Here is a 13,623-nt window from a genome sequence, read left to right on the forward strand (position 1 = left end):
CAAAGCGCGGAAATCGGGCAGGTCGGATCGAGTCCCGATTCTGCGCCCCGGCCGATGTGCCACCCTGGACGCATGTCATTCGAGAGCAGGACCGCAACCCGCTTGCGGCCGTTCATGACCACGATCTTCGCCGAGATGTCGGCCCTCGCCGTCGAGCACGGCGCCATCAATCTGGGGCAGGGCTTCCCCGACACCGACGGGCCGGAGTCGATGCTCGAGGCCGCCCGCCGCGCCATCACCGACGGCCACAACCAGTATCCGCCCGGGATCGGCGTCCCGGAGCTGCGGCATGCGGTCGCGCGCCATCAGCGCGAGCAGTACGGCCTCGACTACGACCCCGACCGCGAGGTGCTGATCACCGTCGGGGCCACCGAGGCGATTGCCGGCGCCGTCGTCGGGCTCATCGAACCGGGCGACGAGGTCATCATGATCGAGCCCTACTACGACGCCTACGCGGCGACCGCGGCAATGGCCGTAGGTGTTCGACGCGTCGTGCCACTCATCCCCGACGGCGACGGTTTCCGCCTGGACCGCGAACGCCTCGCGGATGCCTTCGGACCGAAAAGCGCGGTGTTCATGCTGAATACACCGCACAACCCGACCGGGACCGTGCTCTCCGACGACGATCTCGCCGAGATCGCGCGACTCTGCATCGAATTCGACGTGATCGTGGTGGCCGACGAGGTGTACGAACACCTGGTGTTCGACGGCCGCATCCACACGCCGATCGCGACACTGCCCGGAATGAAGGAGCGGACGCTCCGGATCTCGAGCGCCGCCAAGACATTCAACTGCACCGGCTGGAAGGTCGGCTGGATCAGCGGACCACCCGAGCTGATCGCCGCGACGAAAACGGCCAAGCAGTACATGTCCTACGTCGGGTCCGGGCCGTTCCAGCCGGCCGTTGCGCACGCCCTCGACAACGAACTCGGTTGGGTCCGGGCGTCGGCCGCCGCGCTGCAGAGCAAGCGCGACATGATCACCGCCGCCCTCCTCGACGCCGGTTTCGACGTCCATCGCAGCGAGGCAACGTATTTCGTTTGCGCCGACCCACGCCCCCTCGGTGTCGACAACGGCATCGAGTTCTGTCGGTCCCTACCGGAACGGATCGGCGTCGCCGCGGTCCCGGTCAGCGTGTTCGCCGACGACCGCGAGCCCTGGCACCACCTCGTCCGCTTCGCCTTCGCCAAACGCGACGACGTCATCGCCGACGCCGCGGAGCGGTTGCGCAAGCTGTGAAGCCTGCTCCTCTGGTAGAGAGCCCCCACTGCTCCTTGAGTAGCGAGCTTGCGAGCGTATCGAAAGGGAGCGACACGGCCCCCGCTCCCTGAGGTGCGAGGAGCGCAAGCGACGAGCCTCGAAGCGCCGGTGAGACACCGTCGCCCACCCAACCACCGGTCGACGTCAACCCGACCCGCAGACTTCGATCGACGTCTGCCGGTCGAGTTGAGGTTCGGCAGTCGGGGCTCCGGACGTCCCAGCTCACCGCAACGCGGGCACCACGTGCTCCTCGAACAACTCGAGGTCCTCGCGGTCGTGGGCGATGTTCGGGAAGTAGAAGATCCCGTAGGTCATACCGGCTGCCCTGAGCCCACGAAGGTTGTCCGCGACCTGCTCCGGGGTCCCGACCGCAGGCATCCCGCGAAACGCGCCCATGCTGCCCGACGCCGCTTCCGGCCCGACGATCTTCGCCATCCCCGCCTCGAGGTCGGCGAGCTTACGCTCGACGTCGGCATCGGTCTCACCGAGTATGACGTTGTAGTTCGACGACCGGACGATCGAATCGAAGTCGCGTCCGAGGTCGGCGCAATGCTGTTGCAGCACCGACGATTTGTGGGCGAATCCTTCGGGAGTGCCGTCGAAGTTGGTGTAATCGGCATACTGCGCCGCGATCCGCAGCGTCTTCTTCTCACCACCGCCGGCGATCCACAGCGGCAGCTTCCCGGCGGTCGGTTGCGGCTGACAGATCGCGTCGTTGACGGTGTAGTGCTTGCCGTCGAGGGTGGCGCGGCCGGTTTCCCACGCCTGCTTCATGATCTGCACGCCCTCGTCGAGCCGGGCGAGACGCTCACCGGCCGAAGGGAATCCATATCCGTAGGCGCGCCATTCGTGTTCGTACCAGCCGCCGCCGATGCCCATCTGCACGCGTCCACCGGAGATCAGGTCCGCGGTGGCGGCGACCTTCGCCAGGTACATCGGGTTGCGGTAGCTCATCGCGGTGCACATCTGTCCGATGTCGACGCGACTCGTGGTCGCGGCCAGCGCGGAAACGAGCGTCCACGCCTCATGCGTGGCCTCGTCGGTCGGCAGCGGGACGGTGTGGAAGTGGTCGTAGACCCAGACCGAGTCCCAGCCGGCGGATTCAGCACGGTTCGCCACCGACGACATCACCTCCCACTGGTTCGCCGGGTCGATGCCCACGAGATCAAGCCGCCAGCCCTGGGGAATGAAGAGTCCGAATCGCATGAGGTCGAACTTACTCCGACACCGACCCGTCCGAAGGGACGGACAGAACGACTACGGCGGCATCTTGTCGATGGTGAGTCGCACGAATCCGAGCGCTTTCTCGCACAGCAGATTCACCCCCGGGCCGTCGCGAAGTAGATCGCGCATGGTCGTGACGACGACCGCAGAACCGGACTGAACAAACGCGTCACACGAGCCGCGCTCGACACTTACCACCACCGTCCTACCCGAGATCACGACATCGTCGAGCCACTCGTTGTACTCGGTGGATTGCAGCTGCTTGTAGTCCTTCAGGTTGTCGACGCCCATACCCGTGAGATTCCCGACGAACTGACTCAGCGACGGACGAAGAATCTCATCTCCTTCGAGGAGGTCCCATTGGCAGCCCCTCGCGGTTTGGTGGTTGGATGCCGCGACATCCTCGACTGTCGCTGGGTCCAATCCGAAGGCCCTCACCTGCGCATAGTCCACGGCAGTGCACGGTTCATAGGTGGTTCCGTCATTGTTGCGACTCCACCGATCAGGGAACTCGGTGTCGAAAGGCAGCCGCTTCCCGGCATCATCGGTCTGACGGATCGGCTCGGTTGCCGCGGACGAGGAGACCGAGGCGACGGCCTCGGGTTGCGCACTCGGTACGCCCTCGACATCACAGGCCACCATCGTCACGCCGAGGACGGCGACCACCGGGATCAATGCCAGCTTCCAGAACCGGCGCCCGACACCGACTCCGCGGTTGACCCCTACGACCCGACGGCATCTCACGAGTTCCAGAGGCTACTCGACAGAGCGCGCCCGGTCGCTCTGCAATCCCAAGCCTCATTTACAAGCAGTCCGGACTGTTTGTGTGTTACGCTCACCACTGTGACCGAGCCCACCAGCACCCCGCGACGGCGTACCCAGGCCGAGCGCACCGCGGCGACCCGCACCCGGGTCCTCGACGCCGCGGTCGAAGCACTGGTCGAGGTCGGCTATGCGGCCACCACCACCCAGGAGGTCAACCGGCGTGCGGGCGTCTCCCGCGGCGCGCTGCTGCACCACTTCCCCACCCGGGAATCCCTCGTCGTCGCGGCCGTCGGGCACCTCGTCGACCGCCGCCTCGAAGAAGTCCTGTCTCGCCCGCGCACCGGCGACGAGGGACTCGAGGTCCTGATCGAGTCGTTCAGCGGACCGCTGTTCGACGCCGCACTCGAACTCTGGGTGGCCGCACGCTGCGACGTCGAGCTGCGCACCGCGCTGATCCCGCTCGAACAGCGGGTGTCCGACGCCCTGGCCGTGGGTTGCGCCGAACTGTTCGGCGACCGCTACACCCCGGCCGAACTCGAACTCTCCATCGAACTCGCACGCGGCCTCGCGGTGTCGCGCATCCTGCGATCCCCCGACGCCGACCGCGAATACCTCGACCGACTTCTGCCCATCTGGAAGGACCTGTTGAACCATGGCTGACATCAGTTCGCTGCCCGAACACATCGACGTTCTCGTCGTCGGCGTCGGATTCGGCGGCCTCGCCGCACTTCACCGGCTGCGCAAGGACCATCCCGGCCTGACGACCCTCGCGATCGAGCGCGCCGAGGGCGCCGGCGGGGTCTGGCGCGAGAACGACTACCCGGGTGCGGCCTGCGACGTCCCGACCTCGCTCTACTCGCTGTCCTTCGCCCCGAACCCGGACTGGTCGCACACCTACGGTCGACGCCACGAGATCCACAACTACCTGCGTTCCGTCGCCGCCGATTACGACGATCAGATCCGCTACAACTGCGCCCTGACCGCCGCCCGTTGGGACGGTGCCGCGCAGGAGTGGGTCGTCGACACGACGCAGGGTCAGATCCGGACCCGCTTCCTCGTCGCCGCGCCGGGCGCACTGTCCGAGCCGGGCCTGCCCGAGGTTCCGGGTGCCGACGAGTTCACCGGCACGATGTTCCACTCCGCCAAGTGGGATCACACCCACGACCTGCGCGGACGCAAGGTCGCCATCGTCGGCACCGGGGCGTCGGCGATCCAGATCGTGCCCGAGATCGTCGACACCGTCGAACATCTCACCGTCTTCCAGCGCACCCCCGCCTGGGTGGTGCCACGCCTCGACCGCAACATCGGCCCGATGGAACGCGCCCTCTACAAGCGCGTTCCCGGAGTCCACCGCCTGGTCCGCAAGATGGTGTGGGCCTACCGCGAGGCCTACGTGCTGATGATGGCACGCAACCCCAAGCTGCTGCCGATCGCGAAAACCCTTGCCCTGGCACAGCTGCGGGTCCAGGTCCGCGACCGCGCCCTGCGCAAGCGCCTCACCCCCGAGTACACCATCGGGTGCAAGCGGATGCTGTTGACCAACAAGTGGTTCCCCGCCCTGCAGCGCGACAACGCCACCGTGACCGGCGCCATCACCCGCCTCACCGCGAACGGCGCCGTCGACGATCAGGGTCGTGAGCACGAGGTCGACACCGTCGTCTTCGCCACCGGGTTCACCCCCACCCAGCCGCCCATCGCGAAGGCCCTCACCGGTCGCGACGGACGTACCCTGTCCGAGGCCTGGCAGGGATCGCCGCGCGCCTACCGCGGTGTCGAGGTCCACGGCTTCCCGAATCTGTTCTTCCTGTACGGCCCCAACACCAACCTGGGCCACAGCTCGATCGTGCTGATGCTCGAGCCGCAGGCGTACTACATGTCGAAGACGATCGCCGAGGTCATCGGCTCCGGACACTCGACGTTCGAGGTCACCCAGGCCGCCCAGGACGCCTACAACGCCGACCTCGACCCCGAACTGGAACGCACCGTGTGGAATTCGGGCGGCTGCTCGAGCTGGTACCTCGACTCCACCGGCCGCAACTCGGTGATGTGGCCCAAGTTCACCAGCGACTTCCGCCGCCAGATGGCGTCCTTCGTGGCCGCCGACCACCGCTTCGACGACGCCGTCCCGGCCGTCGCCGACACCGTCGAGACCACCGCCACCGACACCGATCCCGAAAGGACCCTCGCCCAGTGACCAGGACCGCGCGCACTGACGCCGACCACTACGACGCCATCGTCATCGGTTCCGGTTTCGGCGGCTCGGTGGCCGCCCTCCGGTTGACCGAGAAAGGATACCGAGTCGCGGTCGTCGAGTCGGGCCGTCGTTTCGCCGACGCCGACCTGCCCAAGACCAGTTGGCGCCTCAAGGATTACGTGTGGGCGCCGGCGCTGGGCATGTTCGGTGTGCAGCGCATGCACCTGCTGCGCGACGTGCTGGTCATGGCCGGCGCGGGTGTCGGCGGCGGGTCGCTGAACTACGCGAACACGCTCTATCGACCGCTCCCCGCTTTCTTCGACGACCCGCACTGGGGCAAGATCACCGACTGGGCCGCCGAACTCGACCCCTACTACGACCAGGCATCGCGCATGCTCGGCGTGACCACCTATCCCAAGGTCACGCCCGCCGACCGCGTGATGCGCAAGGTCGCCGAGGACATGGGCGCCGGCGACACCTTCGTCCACACCCCCGTCGGCGTCTTCTTCGGCGAGCCCGGCAAGACCGTCGAGGACCCGTTCTTCGGGGGTGCCGGACCCGCCCGCACGGGTTGCACCGACTGCGGCGCCTGCATGACCGGCTGCCCGGTCGGCGCGAAGAACACCCTGGTCAAGAACTATCTGTATCTCGCCGAACAGGCCGGTGCCACCGTCATCCCGCTGACGACCGTCGACACCGTCCGTCCGCGCGCCGAGGGCGGGTACACCGTCGGCGCGCATCGGACCGGTCGACGCTGGTCACGTCGTGGCCGCCGCTCGTTCACCGCCGACCACGTGGTGTTCGCCGCCGGCACCTACGGCACCAACAAGCTTCTGCTGGACATGCAGCAGAGCGGAACTCTTCCCGGGCTGTCGTCACGCCTGGGCAAGGTGGTCCGCACCAATTCCGAGGCCGTCCTGGCCGCGACGGCCACCGACCTGAAGGTCGACTACACCGAGGGGGTGGCGATCACCTCGTCGTTCCATCCCAACGAGCACACCCATATCGAGCCGGTGCGATACGGCAAGGGCAGCAACCTGATCGGTCTGTTGCAGGCGATGCTCATCGACGGTGACAGTCGCCTGCCCCGACCGCTGGCGGCACTCGTGGAGATGATCCGGCACCCGCTGGTCACCCTGCGCGGGCTCTCGGTTCGACGCTGGTCGGAACGGACGATCATCGCCCTGGTGATGCAGACCGCCGACAACTCCCTCGAATTGTTCTCCCGCCGTGGCCGTTTCGGTCCGATGCTGCGCAGTAGGCAGGGTGCCGGCGATCCCCCGCCGACCTGGATCCCGGTCGGCCACGACGCCGTCCGCAAGATGGCCGACGAGATCGACGGCGACGCCGGCGGTTCCATCGTCGACTGGCTGAACATCCCGATGACCGCCCACTTCCTGGGCGGTTGCTCGATCGGCCGGTCCGCCGCGGACGGCGTCGTCGACCCGTATCACCGCGTGTTCAACCACCCCGGCCTGCACATCGTCGACGGTTCGACGGTGTCGGCGAACCTGGGCGTGAACCCGTCGCTGACGATCACCGCTCAGGCCGAACGCGCACTCGCGATGTGGCCGAATGCCGGTGAGGCCGACCCCCGTCCGGAGCTCGGTGCGTCGTACCAGCCGATCGCCCCGGTGCCGCCGGTCCACCCGACGGTGCCCGAATACGCACCCGCCGCGCTGAGATTGCCGATCACGCCGATCTCCAACGCCGGCTGAGGTTCTCGTAGAAGTTGTGGGCGTATGACGTCCACAACTTCTACAAAGCCCAGTAAGTCACCACACCCCCGGCGGCCGCAGCTGGATGCTGATCCGGGCGCCGACGCCGCGCACCTTGGGAACCGCGTGTTCCCAGGTGCGTTGGCAGCTGCCACCCATGACCAGCAGGTCACCGGTCGACAGCGTGAACTTCAACGACTTCCCGCCGCCCCGCGGCCGCAGCATCAGCGGTCGCGGGGCGCCGAGGGAGATGATCGCGACCATCGTGTCGTGCGTCGACGCCCGCCCGATGCGGTCCCCGTGCCATGCCACTGAATCGTTGCCGTCGCGGTAGAGGCTGATCCCGGCGGTCGCGAATCCTTCGGGCAACTCCTCGCGGTAATGCCGCGACAGCGATGACCGCATCTCGGTGATCAACGCATCCGGAAACGGGTCGTCCTTCTGGTAGATCGACACGAGCCGCGGGACGTCGACGACGCGGTCGTACATCTGACGCCGCTCGGCCCGCCACGGGACGTCGCGTCGAAGCCGATCGAAGAGTTCGTCCGGCCCGCTGATCCAGCCTGGGCACAGGTCCACCCACGCGCCGTCGGTGAGCGGACGCCGCGTCGTCGAGGTCGACAGGTCCGACAGCGCCGGCTCCGCGGCCATCTCGGCGAACAACGATCCCTGGATGCCGATGGACATACACCCCACCGTACACCCGAATCGAACGCCTGTTCGATGGACGGCATGTCCGTGCCGTTCGCGCCCACCCTTCGAACGTGAGCGGAAACGGATCGAGAGAGCGGGTAAGGACCTACGGGACCCCCGTCCGCGCACGAGGCGTCCCTCACATTTTCGAGCAATGCCCGCTCCATCGTCGAAGCAGCTCAAGAAGCCCCTGGCCCGGCGCGGAAGGGACGAAGCGCACATTCGGCTCACCACGAAAGGGCCGCGATGTGAGGTGGCCCACAGCACGGTCGCCGGGTCGATGCTTTAATCAATTCGTTATAAATCGTTACAAGGGGGAACTCGATGAAGCGCACCGGTATCGCCGGTCTGTTTGCTGCCGCCGCCATGCTGATCCCGATCGCGCCGGCGACCGCCGATCCGGTCGGCGATCTGTTCGGTAGCGCCAGCGGCAGCCTCGACTCCGGAAGTTCCGCGTTCGGGTCGTCGGGCGACAAGGTCACCCACTACGGCAAGCTCGGCCGCGCGGGCGCACGCAACGGCGTGAAGTCCATCAACGTCTGGGTCTACAACCCGAAGGGCGCCCGGGAGATCACTCCGGGAACCTTCGGCAAGAACTCGCGACTCGGCGTGCGCTGGAACTCCATCATCGACGCCGGCCCCATCGTCGACGGCAACGAGTGCCGCATGGAGGTCCGCCTCGCCGGACCGAAGGTGCCCAAGGAAGCCGCGCTGTACAAGACGCAGGACTGCACCGCGGTGAAGTCCTACTTCTTCAAGGGCGGCGGCAACTTCACCATCCGCGTCACCGACCTGGTCTCCGGCGCGTCGAACAGCATCGCGTTCTCGGTCCAGTAGTCAACGCGAACCGCAGACACGAAGTGCGGGATGGATGCCGGTTTCCGGCACTCATCCCGCACTTTCGTCGTCAGGCGGTCAGCTCCCTGACACGTCGAACTTCTCCCCGGTCAGCTTCTCCGACTCCGCCCAGAGCGCCGCACGGAAGTCGGCGTCGTCGGCCGCCTTCTTGTACTTGTTCCGTCCGGGCGCGCCGTGCAGCCCGAAGAATTTCGTCGGTCCGTAGTAGGTGCCGGACGGCAGACCCGACATCGTCGCGGCGTACAGCTGCGGCAGCGCCCCGTCGGCAGCCGACTGCGCGATGGGCAGCTTGTTCGACAGCTTCGCCAGGACATCCATGAAGTTCTCGCTCCGACCCTGCAATTCCGTTGCGGCATAACCGGGATGGGCGATGAACGACTCCTTCGACGACCCGGCCTCCGCCAACCGCTTGGCGAGTTCGAGGCCGAACATGAGGTTGGCCATCTTGGAGTCCCCGTAGGCCTGCCAGCGGCGATAGCGGCGCTTCTCCCAGTTGAGGTCGTCGAGCGCGATGTTCCCGATCTGGTGCACGCCCGACGACACGGTGACGACGCGGTCGGTGATCTTCGGCAGCAGCAACGCGGTGAGCGCGAAGTGGCCGAGATGGTTGGTGCCGATCTGCATCTCGAAGCCGTCGGCGGTGCGTCGCAGCGGTACGGCCATCAGTCCGGCGTTGTTGATGAGGACGTCGGCGCCGGTGAAACTCGACGCGAACGAGCGAACCGACGCGAGATCCGCGAGGTCGAGTTGGGCAACGGTCGCGTTGGGTCCCAGTTTCGACGCCACGGCGTCGGCCTTGGCGGTGTTGCGGCACGCCAGGATGACGTTGGCGCCGACACCGACGAGCGCTTTCGCCGTCTCGGCACCGAGGCCGCTGTTCGCGCCGGTCACCACGAAGGTGCGACCCGTCTGATCCGGAATGTTCGCTGACGTCCAACCGTTCATCGCAGCCCCCAGGGATGGTGTGTCGGTCCGGCGTCCTCGCCGCGCCCCTGCGGCCCACGCTATTGACGACCCCGGACGGCGTCAACGATTCGTCTCGGGCAGCCGACTTCGGTGGCGCGGTCCTCAGCCGCCGAAGAACGTCGTGAGCCGCAGCGGACCGGCGCCGACGATGCGTCGAGCCGGGCGTAGCAGTTCGGCGATCAGGTTGCGCGACGACCCGAGCCGTTCGACGAGGTCGGACGGGGCGAAGAACTCGGTGGGCGCCGACCGGCCGCGCATGATGCGGCTGCCGAGGAGTTCCCATTCGTCGGCCTCGGCGCCGGCGGAGTCGATCGCGGCGCCGCTGGCGAGGGCGGGGACGCGACCGGTCTTGGCCATGTCGGACAGTCGGGCGCATTCGTTGACCGGGTCGCCGATGACGGTGTACTCGTAGCGCCGTTCGGCGCCGATGTTGCCGGCGAAGACCTCACCGAAGGAGACGCCGATCCCCCACCGGATGTCGAGGCTCTTGGCGAGCCGGTCGGCGAGGTCGCGGGCGGCGGCGAGCGCGTGTCCGGCCGGGTCGTCGAGTTCGACGGGCGCCCCGAAGACGGCCAGCGCGGCGTCGCCCTCGAACTTGTTGACGAAGCCGGAATGCTGGTCGACGACGTCGAAGACGATGCTGAAGAACGCGTTGAGGAGTTCGGCGACGTCGTCGGGACTCCGGTCCTGGGACAGTCGCGTGGAGCCGACGATGTCGACGAACAGCACACCCACCTCGGTGTTGGTGCCGTGCATGCCGACGCCGTCGGAGAGGGCGAGGTCGGCGACGGTGTCGCCGACGTGCCGGGCGAAGATCTCACGCATGCGGTCACGTTCGGCGAGTCCTTGCACCATCACGTTGAAACCGTGTTGCAGCACACCGAGTTCCGACGAGTCATAGACGGGGACGCGGGCGTTGAAGTCGCCGTGGTCGACGCGGTGGACGGCACGACGCATCTCGGTCAGCGGATCGGTGATGGCCTGCCCGACCAGGACGATCACGCGTGCGCCGGCGGCGAGTCCGACGACGGTGAGAATGACGGTGGTCCAATCGACCGCGCCGTAGACGTCGGGCAGCATCCCGGTGAAACGACCGGCGTTCACGGTCAGCAGGCCGATCATCGGCACCGCCGAACTCACCGCCCACACCGCGAGCAGGCGGATGCGGACGCCGTTCATCACGTGGTTGGCCGGGAAGTCCTCGAGGACCACGATCGCCAGCGGGCGGGCGGCGCGTTCGACGAACAGATAGGTCAGACACGCGCTCGACAGACCGGCCAGCGTGAACGCCACCGCGACACCGGCGACGGTCGCGACGCTCAAGTCGTCGGCGACGAAGACGTAGAACAACGCCGCGCTGCACCAGGCGCCCACGGTGACGAGGAGCTCGAAGGCGGGCAGGCGTTGCACGGCCCGTCGGCGGGCATGGTCGGCGGGTCGGCAGCTGACGAACCAGTCCAGCTGGGGACGGAAGACGAGCAGGCCGAGCAGCAGATTCACCAGAATGCCGGTGACGATCGCGCCGACGACGGCCGGGAAGTTGGGGGCGCCGAGGGTCTCGGCGAAGGTGAGCTGGCCACCGTTGAACGCGAGCTGCACGAGCAGGAAGGTCTCGACACCGACCAGCGCGTTGCTGGCGACGACAGCGGTCATCGCCGTGACGGTCGCGTGGCGGGCGATCCGGTTCCGCATGTCCGGGCCGACCCGAGCCCACGCCCTCGGGCTCGGCACCGTGGGCAGGCCCCACAGCATCCCGGCGGTGCGGCGTCTCAATCGCATCCACGGCACGACACGGCGGGTGCGACGCCTGCGTCCCATGGGCCTCTCCTGCCTGAAGGCGATACCCGCAGACTACCGAACCGGTTGTTACCGAGGACACGTCGAAAGTCCCTGTACCGGCGGCACCGCTCTCTGCATCAGGAGCGGCGTCGGAAGAACACGACCGGCGCGTGGTCCGATCGAGCGAACTCCGCCCCACAACTCCGTTTCCACACCGCCTCTGAGCTGGGCCGATGTTTCAATAGCTCGTCCGGATCGGAAGGAGCGCCCACATGCGTCGGTTCGCCGTCGTCCTCATCGCTGTCGCCTTGTCGGTGTCGGCGTGTTCGCTGTTCTCATCGCCCGACGACGACACCTCACCACGTCTCGAGTCCGGGCCGGTGACGGAACAGACCGTCGATGTCGCGCCCGACACCACGACCGAGGTCGCGGTCTCCGACAACTGGGCCATCTCGATCCCCCCGGGCGCAGCAACGCCGGGTTCGTCGTTCACCGTCCGGCCGGCCGAACAGTCGACTGCTGCCGGCAAGTCGGTGACCCCCGTCGCGGGCGCCGATCTGACGCTGTCGTCGGGGCAGCCGGTGGCCCCGCTGACCTTCCGGTACGAGTTGGACGAACCGCTGCCGGAGGGCACCGACCTGTATCTCGTCGGGAAGGAGGCCGATGCGCCGGGTTCGGCAGCTCCCGCCACCCCGATCGCTGCTGCGATCGATGGCGACCGCCGGGTCGCCACCGCCCAGGTGCCGCATCTGAGCACCTGGGAGTGGTTGGCGGTGGAGGCCAATCATTTCGTGACGTCGACGCTGGGATTGCGGGGCGGCGCACCACAATGCCCGACGCAGCCACGACCCGGATGGTTGGACGAAGCGGTGTTCCTCGACAGCAAGGAAGCGCCGATGCGCGTCTGCACAGGCGCTGATCCTGCGGACAAGAACATCGCGGTGGTGAAGATCCGTAACAACCGCGGGATCGCCATGATCGTCACCGCTCCGGTGACTCCGCGGTGGGCGCACCTCGATGTGTTCTCCGGTCAGCCGACGAATGTGGCTGCGGAGATCGAGAGCGCCACCATCTCGATGCTGGGAGTTCCGACGAGCGTTCGGTCCAGGACGTGGGTTCTGCCACCCGGCGGCGGCGTCGACATCGGTTTCACCGCGAGTTCACTACCTGTGATATCGAAGATCACCGCAACCGCGACCGTGTCCACGGTCCTCTACGGCGTCCTCTGGACTCAGCTCGGAGACCTGGTCGACGACCCGTTGACCCTGAGCGCGATGGAACTCGGCTTCATGGCCGCCTGTTTCGGCCAAGCGGTGGACTCGGGCCTCGCCGGAATGTCGGACTCGCAGGTCAGGGCCGCGGCGACCAGCATGACAGCGGTCGGCATGTGCTTGGCGCAGAAGGCGCCCGATGTGGTCGGGGAGATCGCCGGACATCTGTCGGAGCAGGCGTTCGAACAAATGCAGAACCGCAAGATCGCCGAGAAGGTGGGCCGAACCTACGCTCGCTACCTGCCGCTGCTCAACACGGTGACCACCGGACTCGTTGTCGCCGATGCGGTAGCGAGCGTCAACCTCGGTGCCGGGGCATGGGAGATCAGCCTGTTCAAGAAGATCGATCCGGAGTATTCGCTGAACGCCGCGTGCGGCCGCATCGACGATCGTCGCACAGTCGATCACCCTTCGCTGGGCACGGTCACCATCGGGTTGCGGCGCGGGGAGAACAGTCTTGCCGGAGAGGGGTGCATCGTCGCGGTGGACTCCAAGGGCAAACGGCTTCTCGTGCAGACCGTTTCGGTGTACGGCAACGCACTCGACTTCGCCGACCCCGCCACGGATACGACCGAGAACGTTTTCATCACGTACAACCCGGGCCGGTACGACGGCGTGATCACGCTTGTCCCCACTGCCACCGGGTATGCAGACATCGGTTGGGAGAAGGGCGGGTTGGCGTACCAGAGCACAACGCACGCCTACTACTTCGCCGAGGTCGTGGGTCCTGGTAGCGACGGCCGCTATGCGATAAAGACCTTCGACAACAACTGCGAACCGGACTGCGCCGGCGGCACTGTCACCACCAAGATCCTTCGCTGGAACGGCCAGCGCTACGTCTAGGAGCGCACACCAGACCGGCACCCACGCGGGGGGATGCGCGGGTACCGGTCGG

General features: G+C 67.1%; 11 protein-coding genes. 6 read left to right on the forward strand and 5 right to left on the reverse strand.

Going from position 1 to position 13,623, the window contains the following annotated elements; translation table 11 throughout:
* The first annotated feature begins 72 nt into the window (after nt 1-72).
* Nucleotides 73-1,239 carry a pyridoxal phosphate-dependent aminotransferase gene (locus tag C5O27_RS21570; RefSeq protein WP_035753159.1) on the forward strand — a complete coding sequence of 389 codons (1,167 nt, stop codon included), beginning with the start codon at nt 73-75 and terminating at the stop codon, nt 1,237-1,239.
* Between the two features lie 243 nt (nt 1,240-1,482).
* On the opposite strand, the gene C5O27_RS21575 is transcribed toward C5O27_RS21570, so the two are convergent.
* Both C5O27_RS21575 and C5O27_RS21580 read right to left on the reverse strand, forming a co-directional pair.
* Nucleotides 1,483-2,466 carry an LLM class F420-dependent oxidoreductase gene (locus C5O27_RS21575; RefSeq protein WP_035753161.1) on the reverse strand — a complete coding sequence of 328 codons (984 nt, stop codon included), beginning with the start codon at nt 2,464-2,466 and terminating at the stop codon, nt 1,483-1,485.
* 51 nt (nt 2,467-2,517) lie between these two features.
* Nucleotides 2,518-3,126, reverse strand: coding sequence for a DUF3558 family protein (locus tag C5O27_RS21580; RefSeq protein WP_040004375.1), 609 nt, complete (start codon nt 3,124-3,126; stop codon nt 2,518-2,520).
* Nucleotides 3,127-3,327: 201 nt separating this feature from the next.
* On the opposite strand from C5O27_RS21580, the gene C5O27_RS21585 reads away from it, so the two are divergent.
* Genes C5O27_RS21585 through C5O27_RS21595 form a run of 3 tightly spaced genes read left to right on the forward strand, consistent with a single transcriptional unit; the run spans nt 3,328 to nt 7,161 of the window.
* Complete coding sequence (locus C5O27_RS21585; protein ID WP_035753163.1) at nt 3,328-3,909, forward strand: TetR/AcrR family transcriptional regulator; 582 nt, start codon at nt 3,328-3,330, stop codon at nt 3,907-3,909.
* Nucleotides 3,902-5,443: a flavin-containing monooxygenase gene (locus C5O27_RS21590; RefSeq protein WP_127963630.1), complete on the forward strand. Its 1,542-nt coding sequence runs from the start codon at nt 3,902-3,904 to the stop codon at nt 5,441-5,443. The genes C5O27_RS21585 and C5O27_RS21590 overlap by 8 nt, the downstream gene beginning before the upstream one ends.
* Nucleotides 5,440-7,161: a GMC oxidoreductase gene (locus C5O27_RS21595; RefSeq protein ID WP_127963631.1), complete on the forward strand. Its 1,722-nt coding sequence runs from the start codon at nt 5,440-5,442 to the stop codon at nt 7,159-7,161. Before C5O27_RS21590 ends, C5O27_RS21595 begins: the two co-directional genes overlap by 4 nt.
* Nucleotides 7,162-7,218: 57 nt before the next feature.
* Here the strand turns inward: C5O27_RS21595 and C5O27_RS21600 are convergent, their stop codons facing one another.
* On the reverse strand, nt 7,219-7,848 hold the full coding sequence (locus C5O27_RS21600; RefSeq protein WP_127963632.1) for an alpha-ketoglutarate-dependent dioxygenase AlkB: 630 nt from the start codon (nt 7,846-7,848) through the stop codon (nt 7,219-7,221).
* Between the two features lie 330 nt (nt 7,849-8,178).
* Here C5O27_RS21600 and C5O27_RS21605 point away from each other — a divergent pair, with 330 nt between their 5' ends.
* Nucleotides 8,179-8,691: a hypothetical protein gene (locus C5O27_RS21605; protein ID WP_006360612.1), complete on the forward strand. Its 513-nt coding sequence runs from the start codon at nt 8,179-8,181 to the stop codon at nt 8,689-8,691.
* Nucleotides 8,692-8,769: 78 nt separating this feature from the next.
* Here C5O27_RS21605 and C5O27_RS21610 read toward each other — a convergent pair whose 3' ends face one another.
* Both C5O27_RS21610 and C5O27_RS21615 read right to left on the reverse strand, forming a co-directional pair.
* Nucleotides 8,770-9,657 (reverse strand): oxidoreductase, encoded by an 888-nt coding sequence (locus C5O27_RS21610; RefSeq protein WP_127963633.1) that lies wholly within the window; start codon nt 9,655-9,657, stop codon nt 8,770-8,772.
* A gap of 123 nt (nt 9,658-9,780) precedes the next feature.
* The gene (locus tag C5O27_RS21615) at nt 9,781-11,496 is read right to left on the reverse strand and encodes an adenylate/guanylate cyclase domain-containing protein (protein ID WP_127963634.1); all 1,716 of its coding nucleotides are present in this window, start codon (nt 11,494-11,496) and stop codon (nt 9,781-9,783) included.
* A gap of 233 nt (nt 11,497-11,729) precedes the next feature.
* Here C5O27_RS21615 and C5O27_RS21620 point away from each other — a divergent pair, with 233 nt between their 5' ends.
* Nucleotides 11,730-13,571: a hypothetical protein gene (locus C5O27_RS21620; protein WP_006360609.1), complete on the forward strand. Its 1,842-nt coding sequence runs from the start codon at nt 11,730-11,732 to the stop codon at nt 13,569-13,571.
* The last annotated feature ends 52 nt before the right edge of the window (nt 13,572-13,623 follow it).

Origin of the sequence: Gordonia alkanivorans (assembly GCF_004011905.1) — a bacterium.
Taxonomy (GTDB): domain Bacteria; phylum Actinomycetota; class Actinomycetes; order Mycobacteriales; family Mycobacteriaceae; genus Gordonia; species Gordonia alkanivorans.

Excerpts from the sequence above, each read along its gene's own strand:
- C5O27_RS21570 (WP_035753159.1), top strand. The coding sequence starts at position 73 with ATGTCATTCGAGAGCAGGACCGCAACCCGCTTGCGGCCGTTCATGACC.
- C5O27_RS21575 (WP_035753161.1), bottom strand. The coding sequence starts at position 2,466 with ATGCGATTCGGACTCTTCATTCCCCAGGGCTGGCGGCTTGATCTCGTG.
- C5O27_RS21580 (WP_040004375.1), bottom strand. The coding sequence starts at position 3,126 with ATGGTGGCCTGTGATGTCGAGGGCGTACCGAGTGCGCAACCCGAGGCC.
- C5O27_RS21590 (WP_127963630.1), top strand. The coding sequence starts at position 3,902 with ATGGCTGACATCAGTTCGCTGCCCGAACACATCGACGTTCTCGTCGTC.
- C5O27_RS21600 (WP_127963632.1), bottom strand. The coding sequence starts at position 7,848 with ATGTCCATCGGCATCCAGGGATCGTTGTTCGCCGAGATGGCCGCGGAG.
- C5O27_RS21605 (WP_006360612.1), top strand. The coding sequence starts at position 8,179 with ATGAAGCGCACCGGTATCGCCGGTCTGTTTGCTGCCGCCGCCATGCTG.
- C5O27_RS21610 (WP_127963633.1), bottom strand. The coding sequence starts at position 9,657 with ATGAACGGTTGGACGTCAGCGAACATTCCGGATCAGACGGGTCGCACC.
- C5O27_RS21615 (WP_127963634.1), bottom strand. The coding sequence starts at position 11,496 with ATGGGACGCAGGCGTCGCACCCGCCGTGTCGTGCCGTGGATGCGATTG.
- C5O27_RS21620 (WP_006360609.1), top strand. The coding sequence starts at position 11,730 with ATGCGTCGGTTCGCCGTCGTCCTCATCGCTGTCGCCTTGTCGGTGTCG.